17 protein-coding genes are annotated in these 19564 nt (G+C 69.9%); 13 read left to right on the top strand and 4 right to left on the bottom strand.

Going from position 1 to position 19564, the window contains the following annotated elements; all coding sequences use genetic code 11:
• Positions 1-11 precede the first annotated feature (11 nt).
• The gene (locus VH969_RS11890) at positions 12-689 is read right to left on the bottom strand and encodes a response regulator transcription factor (protein WP_331973755.1); all 678 of its coding nucleotides are present in this window, start codon (positions 687-689) and stop codon (positions 12-14) included.
• Positions 690-1501: 812 nt separating this feature from the next.
• On the opposite strand from VH969_RS11890, the gene VH969_RS11885 reads away from it, so the two are divergent.
• Together VH969_RS11885 and VH969_RS11880 are read left to right on the top strand one after the other, a co-directional pair.
• Complete coding sequence (locus VH969_RS11885) at positions 1502-2455, top strand: TIGR01777 family oxidoreductase (protein ID WP_331973754.1); 954 nt, start codon at positions 1502-1504, stop codon at positions 2453-2455.
• A gap of 109 nt (positions 2456-2564) precedes the next feature.
• Positions 2565-4016 carry an aldehyde dehydrogenase gene (locus tag VH969_RS11880; RefSeq protein WP_331973772.1) on the top strand — a complete coding sequence of 484 codons (1452 nt, stop codon included), beginning with the start codon at positions 2565-2567 and terminating at the stop codon, positions 4014-4016.
• Here VH969_RS11880 and VH969_RS11875 read toward each other — a convergent pair.
• Both VH969_RS11875 and VH969_RS11870 read right to left on the bottom strand, forming a co-directional pair.
• Entirely contained in the window at positions 4003-4962 is a 960-nt protein-coding gene (locus VH969_RS11875) for a phage baseplate protein (RefSeq protein WP_331973753.1), read from the bottom strand. The genes VH969_RS11880 and VH969_RS11875 overlap by 14 nt on opposite strands.
• Before the next feature lie 115 nt (positions 4963-5077).
• The gene (locus VH969_RS11870; RefSeq protein WP_331973771.1) at positions 5078-6880 is read right to left on the bottom strand and encodes a sigma-54-dependent Fis family transcriptional regulator; all 1803 of its coding nucleotides are present in this window, start codon (positions 6878-6880) and stop codon (positions 5078-5080) included.
• Positions 6881-7045: 165 nt separating this feature from the next.
• Between VH969_RS11870 and VH969_RS11865 the strand changes: the two genes are divergently transcribed.
• The 11 genes from VH969_RS11865 to VH969_RS11815 all read left to right on the top strand — a co-directional run bounded on the left by VH969_RS11865 (position 7046) and on the right by VH969_RS11815 (position 18414).
• The gene (locus tag VH969_RS11865) at positions 7046-7282 is read left to right on the top strand and encodes a hypothetical protein (RefSeq protein ID WP_414638484.1); all 237 of its coding nucleotides are present in this window, start codon (positions 7046-7048) and stop codon (positions 7280-7282) included.
• A 162-nt stretch (positions 7283-7444) separates the two neighbouring features.
• A complete protein-coding gene (locus VH969_RS11860; protein WP_331973751.1) occupies positions 7445-9097 on the top strand; it encodes a ferritin family protein in 1653 nt (550 codons plus the stop codon).
• 120 nt (positions 9098-9217) lie between these two features.
• Positions 9218-10264 carry an NADH:ubiquinone reductase (Na(+)-transporting) subunit F gene (locus VH969_RS11855; RefSeq protein ID WP_331973750.1) on the top strand — a complete coding sequence of 349 codons (1047 nt, stop codon included), beginning with the start codon at positions 9218-9220 and terminating at the stop codon, positions 10262-10264.
• Between the two features lie 42 nt (positions 10265-10306).
• The gene (locus VH969_RS11850; RefSeq protein ID WP_331973749.1) at positions 10307-11476 is read left to right on the top strand and encodes a ferritin family protein; all 1170 of its coding nucleotides are present in this window, start codon (positions 10307-10309) and stop codon (positions 11474-11476) included.
• On the top strand, positions 11473-11853 hold the full coding sequence (gene mimD, locus VH969_RS11845) for a propane 2-monooxygenase effector subunit MimD (RefSeq protein WP_331973748.1): 381 nt from the start codon (positions 11473-11475) through the stop codon (positions 11851-11853). Before VH969_RS11850 ends, mimD begins: the two co-directional genes overlap by 4 nt.
• Before the next feature lie 109 nt (positions 11854-11962).
• Entirely contained in the window at positions 11963-13000 is a 1038-nt protein-coding gene (locus VH969_RS11840; protein ID WP_331973747.1) for an amidohydrolase family protein, read from the top strand.
• Positions 12997-13749 (top strand): metal-sulfur cluster assembly factor, encoded by a 753-nt coding sequence (locus VH969_RS11835; RefSeq protein ID WP_331973746.1) that lies wholly within the window; start codon positions 12997-12999, stop codon positions 13747-13749. Before VH969_RS11840 ends, VH969_RS11835 begins: the two co-directional genes overlap by 4 nt.
• Positions 13746-14771, top strand: a complete 1026-nt coding sequence (locus tag VH969_RS11830; protein ID WP_331973745.1) for an NAD(P)-dependent alcohol dehydrogenase — start codon at positions 13746-13748, stop codon at positions 14769-14771. Before VH969_RS11835 ends, VH969_RS11830 begins: the two co-directional genes overlap by 4 nt.
• 17 nt (positions 14772-14788) lie before the next feature.
• The gene (gene groL / locus VH969_RS11825) at positions 14789-16480 is read left to right on the top strand and encodes a chaperonin GroEL (protein ID WP_331973744.1); all 1692 of its coding nucleotides are present in this window, start codon (positions 14789-14791) and stop codon (positions 16478-16480) included.
• 193 nt (positions 16481-16673) lie between these two features.
• Positions 16674-17945, top strand: a complete 1272-nt coding sequence (locus tag VH969_RS11820; RefSeq protein ID WP_331973743.1) for an Nramp family divalent metal transporter — start codon at positions 16674-16676, stop codon at positions 17943-17945.
• Positions 17946-18186: 241 nt separating this feature from the next.
• On the top strand, positions 18187-18414 hold the full coding sequence (locus VH969_RS11815; RefSeq protein ID WP_331973742.1) for a hypothetical protein: 228 nt from the start codon (positions 18187-18189) through the stop codon (positions 18412-18414).
• A gap of 18 nt (positions 18415-18432) precedes the next feature.
• Here VH969_RS11815 and VH969_RS11810 read toward each other — a convergent pair whose 3' ends face one another.
• The gene (locus tag VH969_RS11810; protein ID WP_331973741.1) at positions 18433-19005 is read right to left on the bottom strand and encodes a type 1 glutamine amidotransferase domain-containing protein; all 573 of its coding nucleotides are present in this window, start codon (positions 19003-19005) and stop codon (positions 18433-18435) included.
• Positions 19006-19564 lie beyond the last annotated feature (559 nt).

Raw genomic sequence — 19564 nt, 5'->3', positions numbered from 1 at the left:
GCAACATCGATTCACCCGCCGACCAAGTGGTAGGTATCGGGATCCTCGCCGCGCGACGACCGCTGCCTCGGCCCTCTGTCGAGATGCACGAGACCGATTTCGTATGCGTGAATGGCGGCGCTCACCCGATTGCGAACGCCGAGCTTGTTGAGCAGGTTCTGCACGTGCGACTTCACCGTGCTCTCGCCGAGTTGCAGGCGCGCGGAGATCTCCGCGTTCGTACAGCCCTCCGCGAGCAGCCGGAGCACGTCGACCTCCCGCGGGGTGAGCGAGTCGACGACGGCCGCGATGCGCCCGTTGACCGCATTGGACGGTCCGGGTGCGATGCAGTGACCTGCCGCGATCAGCCGCGCTGCCGCGATGAAGTGCTTCTCCGCGGCGGACTGCGGCAGCCACCCCCAGCCGGCCGGTGCGTACCGGCGGCCCAGCGAGTCCGGGAACCCGTCGCCACCGATCATGAGCAGCCTGACCGGCCACTGCGGCAGGGCCTCCGCCAACCGGCTGCACAGGTGAGCGGGATCGGTGGCCCCGGTGAACACCAGGACGTCGGCGCTCACACCCGCCGAACCGAGCAGCGAGATCGCCTCGTCGCAGTCGGTCGCCTCGGCCGTGATCTCCAGGTCGGCGGCTTCGGCGAGTGCGTCCCGCAGCGCCGCGCGAGTGATCCAGTGCTCGTCAAGCAGGAGCACACGCGCGGGTCGCTCGTCTGAGGTCTTTCGCTTGCGATCCACTGCGTCAAGTCACCTCGCGATGGCGCTGTGTGCAGAGCGGGTGCAGACTGCACCAGAACGGACGGACCGCACAACCTACTTTCGGCTTGGTCGGATGAGGGGAACGACGCCGCCTGATGGCCGACACGCTCCCCCGAAATATGGGGGACACCTACTCCTTTCGGCGGAGAACCGGCAGTTAGATCGTTTCAATCCCTGACTATCAGCGGCGACACCACCGCGCTGGCGTCGTTCGACCAGGATCGGCCCGGAAATTTCCGGTCGATGATCTCGCGGGGCAGCGTACCGGCGATCCGCCCGATCGGCGGACGGGGATCCGCCGTTCGTACCCTCCGGCGTCCGGACCCGCGCCACGGTTCCGGTCGGTCCCGCCGATCGGCTCCCCCGGCCGTCGCGACCTCCGCCATCCGGCTGCCACCACATGTCCACATTGGTCAGCTGACGACGTCCCACACCACCCGCCACCCGGCTGCGGAGCGCCCCGCCATCGGCCGTTCAGGATCGTCGAGCCGGGACCGTCCGGCGCCTGGTCGCGGGCCAGAACGACGGGTCCGGGAAGCGGGCCGGGACCGGCCTTCCCCACCGGCCGGATCGGCCGGTAACCGGAAGGCTGGCCCTGCTCTCTGAAGGCCAGGGCCGCACCCGAACCGGCCACCTCGCGGCACGTCCTCGCTCGCAGCCTTCGGGCGAACCGCTGGCGACAGGCTACCGGTCCACGTCCATGGCCCCGCTATCCTGCTTTTGAACACGTTCAAAACAGGAGGTGCGGAGTGCGGATCGTGCTGCCCGGCGGTACGGGCCACATCGGGACGTTCCTGAGCTCCGCCCTGGTCGCGGACGGCCACGAGGTCGTGGTCGTGTCCCGCGGAGCCCCGCGGCTGCCGGCCGGCGTGCGGGGCGTGCGGTGGGACGGCCGCACGCTCGGCGCGTGGGCGGCCGAGCTGGACGGGTGCGACGCGGTGATCAACCTGGCGGGTCGCAGCGTGAGCTGCCGCTACACCGACGCGAACCTGCGGGAGATGCTGTCCTCTCGGGTGGCCACGACGCGGCTCGTCGGTACCGCCATCGCCCGTGCCGCGCAGCCGCCGCCGGTGTGGCTGCAGATGAGCACGGCGACGATCTACGCCCACACGTACGGCCCGCCGCACGACGAGTCCGGCGAGCTCGGCGGCGCCGAGCCGGACGCGCCCGCGTACTGGTCGTACAGCGTGCGGATCGCGCGCGAGTGGGAGGCGGCGCAGTCGGCGGCGGACGCGCCGGCCACCCGCAAGGTGGCCTTGCGGACCGCGATCGTGCTGAGCGCCGTGCCGGGCGGCGCGTTCACCTTGCTGAGCAGGCTCGCCCGGCTCGGCCTCGGCGGCCCGGTGGCGGGTGGGCGGCAGTACGTGTCGTGGCTGCACGAGTCCGACTTCGTCGCCGCGGTCCGGTTCCTGCTGGCCCGCCCCGACATCGCCGGCCCGGTGAACCTCGCGGCCCCGAACCCGTTGCCGCATCGGGACTTCATGCGCGCGCTGCGCCGGGCCTGGCACGTCCCGTTCGGCCTGCCCGCCACCCGCTGGATGGCGGAGCTGGGCGCGTTCGCCCTCCGGTCGGACACGGAGCTGCTGCTGAAAAGCCGCCGGGTGATCCCGCGCCGGCTACCCGAGGCGGGCTTCGACTTCGCCCACCCCGACTGGCCGGCGGCCGCACGGGAGCTGGTGGCACGCGCGCGCGTCTCACGCTGAGACATCCCGTGGCGCGAGACGCCGCACGCGTCGTAGCGTGCCTTGCAGGGGTTGCGGGGGCACGGCCGAGGAGGCGGACGCGGTGGTAGACGAGCTCGAGCACTTCGCCATGCTGATCGGCGGCAAGGCCGTCGGCGCGCGGTCGGGCCGCACGTTCGAGTCGCAGAATCCCTACACCGGAAAGGCGTGGGCCGTGCTGCCCGACGCCGGGCCCGAGGACGTCGACGACGCGGTCGGCGCGGCCCGGGCGGCGCTCGACGGCGAGTGGGGTGCCACCACCGGCTTCGCGCGGGCCGCCCTCATGCGCCGGTTCGGCGATCTCATCGCCGAGAACGCCGACCGGCTCGCGCGGCTCGAGGTCAACGACTCCGGCAAGCTGTACCGGGAGATGATCGGCCAGCTGAGCGGGCTCGGCGGCTGGTACCACTACTACGCGGGGCTCGCCGACAAGATCGAGGGCAGGCAGATCCCGGCGCCGAACCCGAACTACCTGGTCTACACGCGACGCGAGCCCGTGGGCGTGGTCGCCGCGATCACGCCGTGGAACTCGCCACTGCTGCTGCTGACCTGGAAGCTCGCCCCGGCGCTGGCGGCCGGCTGCACGGTCGTGGCCAAGCCGTCCGAGCACTCCCCCGCCTCCACGCTGGGCCTGGCCGAGCTGTTCGAGCGGGCCGGGTTCCCGCCCGGCGTGCTCAACGTCGTCACCAGCGACTCGCGCGAGACCGGCGCGGCGCTCGCCGGGCACTCCGGTGTGGACAAGGTCGCCTTCACCGGCTCGACCGCGACCGGCCGTGCGGTCGCGCACGCCGCCGCGGAGAACCTCAACAAGGTCACCCTCGAGCTCGGCGGCAAGTCGCCACAGGTGGTCTTCCCCGACGCGGACCTCGCCGCCGCCGCGAACGGCGTGATCGCCGGCGTGTTCGCCGCGACCGGCCAGACCTGCATGGCCGGGTCCCGGCTGATCGTGCACGCCGACGTGCACGACGAGCTCGTCCGGCTCGTCGCGCAGCGGGCCGCCGCGATCAGGCTCGGCGACCCGGTCGCGGCCGAGACCGAGATGGGCCCGGTCGCCAACGCGCCGCAGTACGCCAAGGTGCTGGGCCTGCTGGAGACCGCGAAGGCCGAGGGCGCGACCGTCGTCCACGGCGGCGCCGCGGCGGCCGGCCTGGGCGGGTTCTTCGTGCAGCCGACCGTGCTCACCGGCGTGACGCCGGAGTCCACGATCTACCGCGAGGAGGTGTTCGGCCCCGTCCTCGCGGCGGTCATGTTCACCGACGAGGACGAGGCCGTGAAGCTGGCCAACGACACGCCCTACGGCCTCGCCGGTGCGGTGTGGACGAAGGACGTCCACCGCGCGCACCGCATGGCGGCCCGGATCAAGGCCGGCACCGTGTGGATCAACGCCTACCGCACGGTCGCACCGTCGGTGCCGTTCGGCGGGTACAAGAACTCCGGCCTCGGCCGCGAGAACGGCGTGGCCGCGGTCGACGAGTACCTGGAGAGCAAGTCCGTGTGGGTCGAGCTCACCGGCGGCACCCGCGACCCGTTCACGCTGGGCTGACGAGCACGTTCTTGTAGAAGATGTTGGCGTAGCGGTTGAGCTCGCCGATCCCGTCGTCACGGGAGCCGAAGCCGAGGAACAGCCGGGTCTCCCCGGCCACCGTGCGGTAGACGGCCATGCCCTCCGGCTCGCGGTAGACCAGAGTGCTGCCGGCGTGGGTGAGGAAGCGGTCCTCCTGCGCGCCGGTGTTCATGTCGATCCGGGTCACGTACGAGTCGATGTCGGCCGGGTCTTCGTGGCCGGATCCGTCCAGCGTGTACAGGTACTGGCCGTAGATCGCGTAGCCCTGGAAGACGGGGCCCAGCGGCGGCTCGGCGAAGTGCACCAGCGGCGAGCCGAAGTCACCCGCGGCGGCGTCGGCGAGCGAGTACAGGCTGTAGTGCATCACGCCGCCCTCCTTGCGGCGCACCACGATCCGTTCGTTGACCGGGTCGGTCGCGCAGGTGATCGTGTCGCTGCCGGTGAGGAACTTCCGCACCGACGGCGTCCCGCCGTTCACGAACTTGAAGCGCGCGAGCGCGGTGCCGCGCGCCGTGGGCCCGGTGCCGTCCGAGTCGCACTCCATCCAGATGTAGGAGTCCGTGCCGACGGGTTCGACACCGATCGAGACGCCGTGCCCGGCGCTGTCGAGGTGCATCGAGCCGACCTGGTTGCCGGCGAAGTCGAGCTGGTTGACGCACAGGTCGTCGCCGGACGACCCGTTCTGGGTCTGCACGACGAACAGCCGCCGGTTCACGTTGTCGAACGTGAAGCCCTGCATCACGTGGTGCGACTCGTGCAGCATCTTGCCGCGGAACAGGTCGTGCGAGTCCTTGGTGATGTCGAAGTACTCCGACTCCGGCACCGTGGCCGAGGCCGGCCCGGCGAGCGCCGTCCCGGCGCCCGCCAAAGCGGCGGTCGCGGCAATTCCGCCGCCGGCGCGCAGCAAACTACGACGTGAAAGCATGAGCTCCCCCAATACCCCCGATGTCAGCATTACGGCGCACGGCAGGAATGCCGTGTCGCCGTCATCCTCTCACGAACCGGAGAAGCCGTCCGCGAATTTCCACCGTCGGCTGAAATCAGGCCTGGGCCGGCACGACGATGCCGTAGTCGTGGATCTTGCGGTAGATCGTCGCGCGGGACATCCCCAGGAGCTTCGCCGCCTGGACCTTGTTGCCGCGGGCGTCCTCGAGGCCGCGCACGATGGCGTCGCGCTCGACCGCCTCGATGCGGTTGAGCGGGCGGCGCGGCGCGGTGCGGAACTCGGCCGGCAGGTCGGCCGGCTGGATCGCGCCCGCCCGCCGGTGCTGGGTCACCTGCTTGAGCACCTCGTAGAGCTGCGCGGCGTTCCCCGGCCAGCGCGCGCGGGTGAGCAGGTGCATGGTGGCGGGCGAGCAGGTCAGCGCGGCGCCCGCGCACAGCCGGTTGAGCATCAGCGGGACGATCTCGTTGAGGTCCTCGATGTGCCGGCGCAGCGGCGGCACGTCCACGGTCAGCGGGAACAGCGCCCACAGGTCCTTCGGCAGCTCGGCGTCGCCGCTCATCGTCAGCGTCACCCACGGGCCGCCGGCGGCCGCCCGGTTGTCCCGCGCCTCGCGCAGCACGGCGGCCATCGCCCGCGTGGTCTCCTCGTCGAGGCGGTCCACGTGCCGGACGACCAGCGTGTCCACCGGGTCGTCGATGAGCTCGGTGCGTACCTCGTCCGCGAGCCGGTCCGCCGGGATGGCCGCGGCGTCGAGCACGTGGATGCGGCCGAGCGAGTTGCGCCGCTGGTGCACGCCGCGAGCGACGGTCAGCTTCCCGACCCCGGCCTCGCCGGTCAGGATCAGCCAGTCGCCGCGCTCGTAGCCGGCGTCGACCTGGTGGCAGCAGCGCAGCCACGTCGACGCGGAACCCACCGCACCCGGCAGGAACATCGGCAGCACCGGGCCGGCGCTCGCCACCCGCTCCTCGTCCGCGTCGAGCAGCTCGGCCTGGATGACGCCGCCGGCGACGTCGTCGGCGTCCTGGCCGGCGACCGGCCGCACCCGTAGCCGCACCTTGGTCCCGGTCGCCAGCGTGGCCGTCGCCCCGCGGCCGCGCTCGGTCAGGATCTGCGTCGCCTGGCCGATGATGACCGACTGGTCACCCGGGTCCAGCAGCTGGCGGGCGCGGTCGTTCATCATCACGAGGTCGCTGTTGAACGCGATGACGATGCCGGTGGTGCGCCGGCAGGCCTGCAGGTACGAGCGGAACAGCGTCAGCTCGCGCATGTCGCTGTAGGTGAGCAGCGCCTGGCGGATCTGCTCGGCCGTGCTGCGGGCCAGCGCGACGAGCAGCCGCCCGGCGTCGCGCCGCCAGCAGGTCAGGTCGATCGCGCCCAGGGTCTTGCCCGAGATGGGGTGCCGGATGGGCACGCCCGCGCACGCGAGGTTCTCGAGGTTCTCCGCGTAGTGCTCGTGCCCGAACACGTGCATCGGCCTGCCCTCGGCCAGCGCCGTGCCGATCCCGTTGGTGCCGACGAACTGCTCGCCGTAGCTGAAGCCGGGCGCGAGCTCGACGCGCTCGAGGTGGCGGTGCAGGTCCGGGTCGCCCGTGTACTGCATGAGCACGACGCCGGTCGGGTCGGTGAGGATGAGGCTGATGGGCTGGCCGTCCAGCTGGTCGGAGAGCCGGCGCAGCACCGGTGCGGCACTGTGTGTGAGCGGCGTGTCCAGGTGTGGCCGGCCGGTGTAGGGCAGGTCGATGCGGTCCGCCGGCACGTCCAGGCGCCGCGACCGCCACCAGGAGGCGAGGATCGACTGGCGCACCTCGTCGGGCGCCACCGACTCCTCGGTCAGGAAGCGAACTCTGGTGTCGGCGAGCCCCACATCGTCGGCCGGGATCGGGGCCCGGGTCAGCATCGAGTCCGGGGTGCTCGCCGTGTCCGCCACATCCAGCTCCCTTACCGCGCGGTGCCCCAGACCAGCGTAAGCGGGTTCGCCACCACCCGGTGTCTCACATTGAGACATCCCGCGGCCGGGGAGAGCGGTCTCATGGACCAAAACACCTCCGGCGAGGGGCGAGACGTGAACGAACAGCAACCTGACGAGACCTACAGCCCGTGGACCGTGGTCAACCTGATCTTCGGCCATCTCGTCGACGAGGGCCTGCACCCGACGCTCGGCGCCGCCGGCAACCCGGGCGAGCCGGCGGCCGAGCTGCTGCGCGCGCTCGGCATCCGACCGGCGCTGGAAGGCGACTCCCGAGTCGGCGAGGCGACCAAGGAAAAGCTCGCCGAACTGCGGGCGACGATGGACGACTGAGACACCGCGCTGTCCAAAATTGAGACTCGCGTCACCGCCGCGGGGCGTTGTAATTCGTCTATCGGACGTGTGCCTGCCGCCCAGTCGGTGAGACCCACCAAAAACGGCCGGGTGTAGGTGAATCTGCCACCGTCAACCTGAGCGGTCGGGTTAGGAGAAAACATGAGCCGCCAGAGTGTTGCCAAGGCCCACCAGAAAATCCAGGAATTGTCCTGGGAACCGGCTTACCACACACCAGTCTCCCAGTACGGGACGGACTACACATTCCAGAAGGCCAAGAAGAAGGACCCGCTCAAGCAGGTCCTGCGCTCCTACTTCCCGATGCAGGAGGAGAAGGACCACCGCGTGTACGGCGCGGAGGACGGCGCGATCCGCGGGAACATGTTCCGGCAGGTACAGGAACGCTGGCTGGAGTGGCAGAAGCTGTTCCTGTCGATCATTCCGTTGCCGGAGATCTCCGCGGCGCGGGCGATGCCGCTGCTGTTCCGCACGGTGCCCAACCCCGAGCTGCACAACGGCCAGGCGATCCAGATGATCGACGAGGTACGGCACTCGACGATCCAGCAGAACCTGAAGCGCCTGTACATGAACAACTACATCGACCCCGCTGGCTTCAACTCCAGCCTGCGCAACTTCCAGAACGACTACTGCGGCACAATCGGCCGCCAGTTCGCGGAAGGCTTCATCACCGGTGACGCGATCACCGCGGCGAGCATCTACCTGACGATCGTCGCCGAGACCGCGTTCACCAACACGCTGTTCGTCGCCATGCCGGCGGAGGCCGCCGCCAACGGCGACTACCTGCTGCCGACGGTGTTCCACTCGGTGCAGTCCGACGAGTCGCGCCACATCAGCAACGGCTACGCCACCCTGCTGATGGCGCTCTCCGACGAGGCCAACCACCAGCTGCTCGAGCGCGACCTGCGCTACGCGTGGTGGAACAACCACCGCGTGGTCGACGCGGCGATCGGCACGTTCATCGAGTACGGCACGAAGGACCGCCGCAAGGACCGGGAAAGCTACGCGGAGATGTGGCGCCGGTGGATCTACGACGACTACTACCGCAGCTACCTCGTACCGCTGGAGAAGTACGGCCTGGTCGTCCCCCACGACCTCATCGAGGAGGCGTGGAACCAGATCTGGAACAAGGGCTACGTGCACGAGGTGGCCCAGTTCTTCGCCACCGGGTGGCTCGCCAACTACTGGCGCATCGACCCGATGACCGACGCCGACTTCGAGTGGTTCGAGTACAAGTACCCGGGTTGGTACGACAAGTACGGGAAGTGGTGGGAGAACTACAACCGGCTGTCGATCCCGAACGGGCACAACCCGATCGCGCTCGAGGACGTCGACTACGTCTACCCGCACCGCTGCTGGACGTGCATGGTGCCGTGCCTGGTCCGCGAGGACATGGTCATGGAACAGGTCGACGGCCAGTGGCGGACGTACTGCCACGAGGCCTGCCGCTGGACCGACGCCGAGGCGTTCCGGCCGACGTTCCAGGGGCGCAGCACGCCGAACATGGGCCAGCTGATCGGCTCCCGCGAGTGGGAGACGCTCTACCACGGCTGGAACTGGGCGGACGTGGTGTCGGACATGGGCTACGTGCGTGACGACGGCAAGACGCTCGTCGCGCAGCCGCACCTCAACCTCGACCCGAAGAAGATGTGGACGCTCGACCACCTGCGCCGGTGCCCGCCGCTGCAGAGCCCGAACGTCCTGCTGAACGAGATGACCGACGAGGAGCGCGCGGCGTTCCAGGCCGACTACAACCGGCAGGGGCCGGCCGGCCGGCCCGCTCCCGCGAGCGCCTGACCGCCTGGGGGAGCACCGGGGAGGACTCCGTCCCGCCAACGGGGTCCTCCCCATGCCACCCCCATGCCACGAACGGATCGGTACGGATCGGTACAGCAGCGGCGATCGGGTGAGGAATCCATGGCAGACAAGCACGTGGTGCGCTTCGAGCCGGTGGGCGTCGAGATCGAGGTCGACGAGGACCAGACGATCCTGCGCGCGGCCGCGGAGCAGGGCATCATGCTCATGCACGGCTGCAAGGAAGGTCAGTGCGCCTCCTGCAAGTCGTTCATCCTCGACGGCGACGACGTGGAGCTCGAGCGGTACTCCACGTTCGCGTTGCCCGAGTTCGAGAAGGACGAGGGCTACACGCTGCTGTGCCGGGCGCACGCGTACGAGGACCTCACGATCGAGCTGCTCAACTACGACGAGGAGATGATCCACTCAGGACTGCCGCTGCAGCGGGCGGTCGTGGAGGTGGAGTCGAACGAGAACGTCACGCACGACATGCGCCACCTGGTCGTGCGCCTCGTGGAGCCGACCACGTTCAAGTACTTCCCCGGCCAGTACGTGGACTTCACGATCCCGGGGACGGACTGGACCCGGTCGTTCTCGATGGCCACCACGCCGAGCACCGACGGCGACAAGCTCGAGTTCGTGATCAAGGTGTACCCGGAGGGCCTCTTCTCCCACTTCCTGGACACCGAGGTCGCCGTCGGCGACCGGCTGGAGATCAACGGTCCGTACGGGATGTTCACCCTCCGGGACGCGCCGGACAAGCCGATCGTGTTCGTCGGGGGCGGAGCGGGGATGGCGCCGATCCTGTGCCTGCTGCGGTCCATGGCCGACCGCGGCATCGACCGGCCGGCGACCTACTTCTACGGCGCGCGCCGGCGCCGCGACCTCTGCTTCGAGAAGGAGCTGACCGCTCTCGAGGAGAAGCTGCCGTCCTTCCACTTCGTACCGGCGCTGTCCGAGCCCGACGGCGAGGACTGGGACGGCGAGACCGGGCTGATCACCGATGTGGTGCGCAGCCGCGCCGCGGACCTCGCGGGCGCCGACGCGTACGTGTGCGGGCCGCCGCCGATGGTTGAGGCGGCACTCGAGCTGCTGCCCGAGCTCGGTGTGGCCGAGAAGCGCATTTTCTACGACAAGTTCACGACGACCGGCGACCCGGACGGCCCGTAGCCGCCGGCAGGGATGGGAACGGCCTGAGAGAAGGAAGTGTCGATGACCACCACGACAGAACGCAGTGTGCCGAAGCCGGTCTTCACCGACGCCGAGGCGGGCGCCAAGGTGTTCCCGGACTCGACCTCGCGTACGTTCAACTACTTCAACCCGGCGAAGCGCAAGCAGAGCCACTACGAGGACGTCACCGTCGAGGTCCAGCCCGACCCGCGGCACTACCTCGCCCAGGGCTGGCTGTACGGCTTCTCCGACGGCAAGGGCGGCTACCCTCTCGAGTGGACCGCGCTCAAGGCGTGGGGCACCGACCGGCCGGAGCCCACGCGCGGTCCGGGGTCGGGCGGCAAGGGCTACGACTGGCCGGCACACGGCTGGCACGAGTTCCGGGACCCCAACGAGGAGTGGGAGCTCACGCTCTACCGCTACAACGCGAACGTGGTCCGCCAGCTCAACCAGAACGTCGAGGCCGCCCGCCAGGCCAAGGCGTTCGAGCAGTGGAACCGCAACTGGGTGCAGTTCGTGGCGCAGCACGTGGGCGCGTGGATGCACGTGGACCACGGGCTCGGCCTGTACCTGTTCGCCAACGCCAACCGCCGGGCGCCGACGAACATGCACAACAACGCGATCTCGGTGAACAGCATGCACCGCATCCGCGCGGCGCAGGACCTCGCGCTGTACAACCTCACGCTCAGCGAGGAGATCGAGGACTTCGACGGCGCCGCGCACCTGACCACCTGGGACTCCGACCCGGCATGGCAGGGCGTGCGGGAGACCGCCGAGCAGCTCACGGCGATCTGGGACTGGTGCGAGGCGATCTTCGCGGCGAACGTGGTCTTCGAGCCACTGGTCGGCGAGATGTTCCGCAGCAACCTGGTCCAGCAGGCCGCCCCCGCCAACGGCGACTTCGTCACCCCGACGCTGGTCGGCGCCGAGGAGTACGACTACGCCGAGCGCGACCTGCGCTACACCCGGCCCATGTTCCGGCTGCTCGTCGACGACAAGGAGTTCGCCGACCACAACAAGAAGATCCTGCAGCAGTGGCTCGCCGACTGGGTGCCCCGGTGCATCGCGGCCGTGCGCACGCTGCAGCCGCTGTGGTCGCAGCCCGACGCCAAGCCGCCTCGCTTCGAGGACGGCCTCGACCGGGCGAAGAGCCGTTTCGCCGGGATCCTGTCCGATCTGGGTCTGCAAGCACCGAAGGAGCTGAGCCAGTGACCTCCGTCAAGTCCTTCAAGACCGCCGAGAGTCCGTACAAACAGGACAACACGGCGTCCAACAAGTGCGGGTTCACGCTGATGAACAACCAGGTCGGCGCGATCGTCGCCGCGGTCATGGCGCGCGAGTCGAACGTGACGATCACCCCGCTCCCCTCGATGATCCGCGTCGACGCCGTCGGTCGCATGGACGTGGTCTACGCCGACGTCGACGAGGCGGCCGGGGAAGAGGAGGGCTGGTTCAACGCGGCCGAGTTCGAGGAGAGCATGTCCACCCACTACGGGCGCATGGTGCACCTCGACGACCGCACGATCATGTTCGCCAACCCGGAGGACGCCGCCGAGTACCTCGACTTCGACCTGAAGCCGGTCAAGTAGCCCAGCCGACCCGATTGCAGTGTGAGGGTCCGGTTCGCCGCCCGGCGGTCGCCGATCCGCCGGCGGTGCGCCGGACCGTCACCCGCGACACACGCAGTGGAGTTGAAACATGTACACGAAGGACGGCGAGAACTACTTCGTGGTCGACGGCCACACCCACTTCTGGGACGCGAGCCCCGCGAACTGGGTACCCGGCCAGGAGCAGTACGCCAAGGGCTGGATCGAGTGCTTCCACGCCTACCAGGGACTCGGCCCGGCGGACACGCACTGGCCGATCGAGAAGTTCCAGAAGTACTCCGAAGAGACGATGATGCGTGACCTGTTCGACGAGGGCCACGTGGACATCGCGATCTTCCAGCCGACCAGCCTGAAGCAGTGGTACACCAACGGGTTCAACACGACGGAGAAGAACGCAGAGCTGGCCGAACGCCACCCCGGCAAGTTCATCGTGAACACCAACTGGGACCCCCGCGAGGGCGATGAAGGCCTCAAGGCACTCGAGGAGCGGGTGGCGCGCTTCGGCTGCAAGGGCGTCAAGCTCTACACCGCCGAGTGGCGCGGCGACTCCCGCGGCTGGAGCCTGAAGTCGCCGGAGGCGGCGCGCTACCTGGAGAAGTGCCAGGAGCTCGGGGTCCGGAACATCCACGTCCACAAGGGACCGACGATCTGGCCGCTGGACAAGGACGCCTTCGACGTGTCCGACGTCGACTACGCCGCGACCAACTTCCCCGAGCTGAACTTCATCGTCGAGCACGTGGGCCTGCCCCGCATCGAGGACTTCTGCTTCATGGCCACCCAGGAGCCGAACGTCTACGCGGGCCTCGCCGTGGTGATCGGCGGCCTGATGCACGCCCGCCCGCGGTTCTTCGCGAAGGTCATGGGCGAGCTCATGTTCTGGCTCGGTGAGGACAAGCTGATCTTCGGTGCGGACTACGCGATCTGGGAACCGAAGTGGCAGGTCGAGGGCTTCGTCGACTGGCAGATGCCGGACGACGAGGAGATGGCCGACTACGCCCCGCTCACCGTGACGCAGAAGAAGAAGATCCTCGGCCTGAACGCCGCGCGCCTGTACGACATCAAGGTGCCCGGCGAGCTGGAGGCCGAGAAGGAGAAGACCACCGAGCCGGTGGGGGTGCCTGCCTCGTGACGACCCCCGCCACCCAGACCGCCGGCGACACCGCGGCGATCCGGTCGGCGGTCTGGTCGGCACTGGGCACGGTGCTGGACCCGGAACTGGACGAGCCACTCACCGACCTGGGTTTCGTCTCGCACTGCGAGGTGAACCCGGCCGGTGAGGCCCTCGTCCGGTTGCGGCTGCCGACCTACTTCTGCGCGCCCAACTTCGCGTTCCTGATGGTGGCCGACGCCTACGACGCCGTGTCGGCGGTGGAGGGCGTCGGGCGCACGGTCGTGGAGCTGGACGACCACTTCGCCGCGGACGCGATCAACCGCGGCGTCGCCGCCCGGGCCGGCTTCCTCGGCACGTTCGCCGGGGAGGCCGCCGACGAGCTGGACGGCCTGCGCGCCGACTTCCTGCGCAAGGCCGTGCTCGCCGGCACGGACCGGGTGTGCCGGGCGCTGGTCGCCGCCGGCGCCGACCCCGCGAGCCTCGCCGGGCTCGCGCTGGGGGACGCGCCACCCACCGCCGACCGCGAGCGGCTGCGCCACCGCCGCCGCGAGCTCGGCCTGCCCGACACCGACCGCGACCCGCTCGTCCTCGACCCGGCCACCGGCGCCGGCGTGGACGAGCCGGGCATGCGGCGCCATCTTGGCCTCGCCCGCCTGACGCGGGTGAGCCAGGAGGCCAACTCCGGGGTGTGCCGGGGCATGCTGCGCGCCCGGTATCCGGAGTCCGCCCGTGACACCGCGACACACGGACAGGAGCACCAATCATGAAAGCAGTGCGGTTGCACAAGTATCACCAGCAACCCGTGATCGAGGAGGTACCCGAACCACGGGCCACCGGACCGTTCGACGTGGTGGTCAAGATCGGCGGCGCCGGGGTGTGCCGGACCGATCTGCACATCATCGAGGAGCAGTGGGCGGAGAAGTCCGGCGTCACGCTGCCCTACACGATCGGCCACGAGAACGCCGGCTGGGTCCACGAGGTCGGCCCCGGCGTGACCAATGTGGACGTCGGCGACACCGTCATCCTGCATCCCACGCCCACCTGCGGACTCTGTCCGGCCTGCCGCGGCGGCGACGACATGCACTGCGAGAACTCGGCGTTCCCCGGCATCGACAGCGACGGCGGGATGGCCGAGTACCTGCTCACCTCCGCCCGCGCCTGCATCAAGCTCGACCCCGAGACCAGGCCCGAGGACGTGGCGGCGCTGGCCGACGCCGGCATCACCGCGTACCACGCGGTGCGCAAGGCGGCGCCCAGGCTGCACCCGGGCACGGTGTGCGTCGTCAACGGCGCGGGCGGGCTCGGCCACATCGGCATCCAGTCGCTGCGCGCGCTGACCGCGTGCACGGTGGTCGTGGTGGACCGCAACGCCGCGGCACTCGACCTCGCGGCCGAGATCGGCGCGCACCACACCGTGCTGGCCGACGGCAAGCACGTCGAGGCCGTGCTCGACCTGACCAACGGGAACGGCGCCGAGGTCGTGCTCGACTTCGTCGCCGAGCAGGGCGCGCAACAGGACGCCTTCGCGATGACCCGGCGCAACGGGTCGCAGTTCATCATCGGCTACGGCAGCAACATCGACGTGCCGACGATCGACATCATCTCGACCGAACGCAACATCATCGGCAACCTCGTCGGCACCTACAACGACCTGGCGGAGCTGATGGTGCTGGCGCAGAGCGGCCAGGTCACGTTGCACACCAAGAAGTACCCGCTGGAGTCCGCTCTCGACGCACTCGCGGACCTCGACGCGGGCAAGGTCCGCGGCCGGGCGATCCTCACCCCCTGACGAGACAGGAGCACACGATGGCTAAGGAACTGCGTTTCGGTCCGGAGGCCCGCGACCTGCTGCTGTCCGGAGTGGACAAGCTGGCGGAGGCGGTGAAGTCCACGCTCGGTCCCAAGGGCCGCAATGTGATCATCGAGAAGATCACCGGCTCGCCGGTCGTCACGAACGACGGCGTGACGATCGCGCGCGAGATCCACCTCAAGAACCAGTTCGAGAACATGGGCGCGCAGCTGGTGAAGGAGGCGGCGATCAAGACCAACGACGTGGTCGGCGACGGCACGACCACGGCGACGGTCCTCGCCCAGGCGATCATCCGCGAGGGCATGAAGGCGATCGGCGGGGGCGGCAACCCGGTGCTGATCAAGCGGGGCATCGACAAGGCGGTGGCGCTGCTCGTCGGCCACCTGGAGAAGGTGGCGCACCCGGTGACGTCCGAACAGGACTACGCGCGGGTGGCCGCGATCTCCGCCAACGACGACGACGAGGTCGGCGCCGCGATCGGCCGCGCGCTGCACACGGTCGGCGAGGGCGGCGTGGTCACCGTCGAGGAGTCGGCGGCCATCGGCATGTCGGTGGACTTCGTGGAGGGCTTCGAGTTCGACAACGGCTACCTCTCGCCGTACCTGGTCACCGACCCGGGCCGGCTCGAGGCGGTCCTCGACGACCCCTACATCCTGATGTGCAGCGAGAAGATCACGAAGGTCCAGGAGCTGATGCCGATCCTGGACAAGATCATGCGTGATCCGCGCCCGCTGGTGCTCATCGCCGAGAACGTGGAGGGCACGGCGCTGTCCATGCTCGTGCACAACCACGTCAACGGCGCGTTCCAGTCCGTCGCCGTGCGGGCGCCCGGGTTCGGCGACCGCCGGCTGCACAAGCTGGAGGATCTCGCCGCGGTGGTCGGTGGCGCCGTGCTGAGCAAGCACTCGTCGTTCTCGCTGGACAGCATGGGCGTCCAGCACCTCGGCCGCGCCAAGCAGGTGCGGGTCACCGAGAACATGACGACGATCGTGGGCGGTGCGGGGTCCGCCCAGGACGTCGAGTTCCGGGTCGGTCAGCTGCGGGCGGAGCGGGAGCGCGCACAGTTCGGCGTGGACGAGGACGTCCTGACCGAACGGATCGGCGCGCTGACGGGCAAGGTCGCGGTGATCAAGGTCGGCGCGGCGACGCCCGCCGAGCTCAAGGAGCTGCAGCACCGGGTGGAGGACGCGCTGTCGGCCACCCGCGCCGCGATCGCGGAAGGGATCGTGGCGGGCGGCGGCGCCGCGCTGCTGCACTCCGAGCACGTGCTGAGCGGGCTCGCCCTGACCGGTGACGACGAGATCGGGGCGGCCATCGTCCGCGCGGCACTGTCCGAGCCCGCGTGGCTGATCGCCAGCAACGCCGGGCATCCGGCCGCCGAGGTGCTCGCGAAGACCCGCGAGCTCGGCCCCGACGAGGGGTTCGACGCGCTGCACGGGCGCTACGTGAACCTCGTCGAGGCCGGCGTCATCGACCCGCTGCGGGTCTGCCGCTCCGCGCTGCAGAACGGCGCCTCGGTGGCGGGGCTGCTGCTCACGACCAACTCGCTGATCGCCGAGGAGCAGACCCCGTGGGGCGGCAGCCCCGCGCTGATGACCGAGTTCGGCCCGCTCGACGAGGGCCTGCACCAGCCGTCGCCCGACGCCAGCACACCGCAGTCGCTGGGGCTCGGACCGTCGGTCGGCTGACGGATCCGCCTACCGGAATTTCATGCGGTGGTCTCGTCCCAGCGAACGATGCGGCAATCCGGTTGATTGTGGCTGGGTGCCGTCACGGTCCCCCTGAGGTTCCGGTGATCGGTACAAGACCTTCGCATGATGATCCACGAGGGAGACCTGAACCCTCAACACGACAACGGACGGACGCGGGGAGGTCGCGGCGGTGCTGAAGCGCAACCCGGTTGGTGACGTGACCTTCCTGCGTCCGGCGCCCAGGCCGCGCCGGACGGGGCTGGTGGTGTACGGCCCCGCCGTCGTGGCGAGCGTCGCGTACATCGACCCGGGCAACTTCGCCACGAACATCACCGCGGGCGCCCAGTTCGGCTACACGCTCGTGTGGGTCATCGTCATGGCGAACGCCATGGCGATCCTGGTGCAGTACCTGTCGGCGAAGCTCGGCATCGCCACCGGCCGCGACCTGCCGGAGATGTGCCGCGAGCACATGTCCCGGCCGGTGTCGGTCGCGCTGTGGATCCAGGCCGAGCTGGTCGCCATGGCGACCGACCTCGCCGAGTTCGTCGGCGCCGCCATCGGGCTCAACCTCCTGTTCGGAGTGCCGATGGCGGCGGCCGGCGTGATCACCGGCGTGGTCGCGTTCGCCCTGCTCGCCCTGGAGCAGCGCGGCTACCGGCGCTTCGAGCTCGCGATCGCCGGGCTGTTCGGAGTGGTGTTCCTGGGCTTCGCGTACAACGTCATCTGGGTCGGCGCGGACAGCGCCGGCATCGCGGCCGGCCTCGTGCCGAGCTTCGCCGGCACGGACAGCGTGCTGCTCGCGGTCGGCATCATCGGCGCGACCGTCATGCCCCACGTGATCTACCTGCACTCGGCGCTGACCAAGAACCGCGCGCGCTGGCACGACGAGCCGTCCCGGCGCCGGCTCCTGCGCTCGCAGCGGGTCGACGTGGCGGTGGCCCTCGGCGCGGCCGGCGTGACCAACCTGCTGATCCTCGTCCTCGCCGCGTCGCTGCTGCACGACGGGAACAGCGGGGCCGGCCTCGGCGACCACGACCCGATCGAGTTCGCGCACTCCGAGCTCGGCCGGGTGGTCGGGGGTGGTGCGGCGCTGGCGTTCGCGGCGGCGTTGCTCGCGTCCGGACTGTCGTCGTCGAGCGTCGGCACTTACGCGGGTCAGATCGTCATGCAGGGGTTCATCAAGCGCCGGGTGCCGCTGCTCGTGCGGCGCGGCGTGACGATGCTGCCCGCGCTGCTCGTGCTCACGCTGGGCCTGCCCGCGACGCAGGTGCTGGTGATCTCCCAGGTGACGCTGTCCTTCGGCATCCCCTTCGCCCTGGTGCCGTTGCTGCTGCTCACCAGGCGCAAGGACCTCATGGGCGTGTTCGTGAACAGGCCGCTGACCACCGCCACCGCGGCCTCCTGTGCGGCGTTGATCATTGGGCTCAACACGTTCCTCATCGTGGGGACGTTCGGCTCATGACCGCGCGCCGCACCCTCCCTCGACCGACGCCGGTTCCCGTCCGGCAGCGGTCGGCCCGGTCGCGGGCGGGGCGAGTCGCGGCGCCCGTCCCGCGGCCGGGCGCAGTTCCGCCCTGTTCCGCCTCCCCGGAATTCAGACTTTTGGTGACCGTGGGCAGGTGCCGTCCGGTTCGGTGCGTACCGGTGGCCGGGTTGCGTCCCGGTCCCCTTAGGTGCCGGTTGACAAGCAGTCAGGCTGTGTCATGGATGTAGAGGTTGCCCGGGAGGTCGCGGCCGCGCTCGTTCTGTTCGGGGCGACCGGGACCGTGTCGATGACCGTTTACCAGCTCGCGCTGAAGTCGTTCGACGTCGACCTCCTGCCGGCCGCGCTGGCCGGCCGCGTGCGGTGGTGGCGGGGCCACCGGCTCGCCGCGACCGCGTTCAGCGCGTGCCTGCTGGTGCTGGGCCTGCTCGGCCTGCTCGTTCTCTGATCTGCCGGCCGTGCTGTCTCAGCTGGACGGTTGCGCGACCGGGTGGCGGCCCTCGGCGAACTCCTCGACGACCTTGGCGCAGAACGCCGGCAGGTCGTCGGGTTTGCGGCTGGTGACCAGGCCGTTGTCGGTGACGACCTCCTGGTCCACGACGTTGCCGCCGGCGTTGCGGATGTCCGTGCGCACGCTCGGCCAGGACGTCAGCGTGCGGCCACGCACCACGTCGGCCTCGACCAGCATCCACGGGCCATGGCAGATGGCGGCGACGGGCTTGCCGGACTCCACGAACGTCCGCACGAACGACACCGCACTCGTGTTCATCCGCAGCCGGTCCGGGTTGCACGTGCCGCCCGGAAGGATCAGCGCGTCGTAGTCGCCGGGGTGCACGTCCGCCACCTGCGCCTCGACCGCGAACCGGTCGCCCTTCTCGGTGTCGTGGTTCATCGCCTGGATCTCGCCGTCGTGCGTCGAGATCAGCGTCGCCTGCGCGCCGGCCCGCTCGACCGCCTCGCGCGGCTGCTCGTACTCGACCTGCTCGACCCCGTCGGTGGCCAGGATCGCCACCCGGCGCCCATGTAGTTCGTCGGCCATCGGGACAACACCTCTCCGCTCGTTGGTTCGATGGGCTCAAGGCGCGGCTACCCGGCCGTACGCCGGTGAAACGCGGGCTCCGTTCGGGCACGCGCGTTGCGCCGGACGGGTCAGCCACGGCTGCCTGTCGAGGGCGAACGGAATTGATCGGCGGTCGACCCGTTGCGCGCCGTGGACCTCTACCGATCCACGTGCGCATGTCGGGAGGAACCGGCGCCGGGATTCGCCCCTCGGCGCCGGCTCGCCGGATCTAGGTCCCCCCGCCGCCACGGGCGGGCCTCGGCCCGACGAGCCCGTGGCGTCCTTCCCGGTGCGGGACCGGGAAGGACGCCACGCGGGGCATGCCAGCGGAACGTTCCGCTCACCTCACCGCAGCCGCGCCGCGCGACCTCGGAAAACGGCCGCCTCCGGATTTCTTCGAACGCCATACCCGCACGTCGGAAATCCGCCTCGTACAGCACCTAATTGGGTGAATGTGGTTGCGGTAACATCGCCGGGCCCACCGCCTCGTCCCGCGGGAAGCTGCCGACGCCGCACGGCTCGCACGCGTCACTCCCCG

It is taken from the genome of Actinophytocola sp., assembly GCF_036555685.1.
Classification (GTDB): Bacteria; Actinomycetota; Actinomycetes; order Mycobacteriales; family Pseudonocardiaceae; genus Actinophytocola.
The sequence above is the reverse complement of the archived record's forward strand: the minus strand, read 5'-3'. Positions and strand labels throughout refer to the sequence as shown.

What these genes read in the sequence shown, in the direction of transcription:
- VH969_RS11880 (WP_331973772.1), top strand. Translation starts at nt 2,565, where the DNA reads ATGCTGATCGGCGGCAAGGCCGTCGGCGCGCGGTCGGGCCGCACGTTC.
- VH969_RS11875 (WP_331973753.1), bottom strand. Translation starts at nt 4,962, where the DNA reads ATGCTTTCACGTCGTAGTTTGCTGCGCGCCGGCGGCGGAATTGCCGCG.
- VH969_RS11870 (WP_331973771.1), bottom strand. Translation starts at nt 6,880, where the DNA reads ATGCTGACCCGGGCCCCGATCCCGGCCGACGATGTGGGGCTCGCCGAC.
- VH969_RS11860 (WP_331973751.1), top strand. Translation starts at nt 7,445, where the DNA reads ATGAGCCGCCAGAGTGTTGCCAAGGCCCACCAGAAAATCCAGGAATTG.
- VH969_RS11855 (WP_331973750.1), top strand. Translation starts at nt 9,218, where the DNA reads ATGGCAGACAAGCACGTGGTGCGCTTCGAGCCGGTGGGCGTCGAGATC.
- VH969_RS11850 (WP_331973749.1), top strand. Translation starts at nt 10,307, where the DNA reads ATGACCACCACGACAGAACGCAGTGTGCCGAAGCCGGTCTTCACCGAC.
- VH969_RS11840 (WP_331973747.1), top strand. Translation starts at nt 11,963, where the DNA reads ATGTACACGAAGGACGGCGAGAACTACTTCGTGGTCGACGGCCACACC.
- VH969_RS11830 (WP_331973745.1), top strand. Translation starts at nt 13,746, where the DNA reads ATGAAAGCAGTGCGGTTGCACAAGTATCACCAGCAACCCGTGATCGAG.
- groL (WP_331973744.1), top strand. Translation starts at nt 14,789, where the DNA reads ATGGCTAAGGAACTGCGTTTCGGTCCGGAGGCCCGCGACCTGCTGCTG.
- VH969_RS11815 (WP_331973742.1), top strand. Translation starts at nt 18,187, where the DNA reads ATGGATGTAGAGGTTGCCCGGGAGGTCGCGGCCGCGCTCGTTCTGTTC.
- VH969_RS11810 (WP_331973741.1), bottom strand. Translation starts at nt 19,005, where the DNA reads ATGGCCGACGAACTACATGGGCGCCGGGTGGCGATCCTGGCCACCGAC.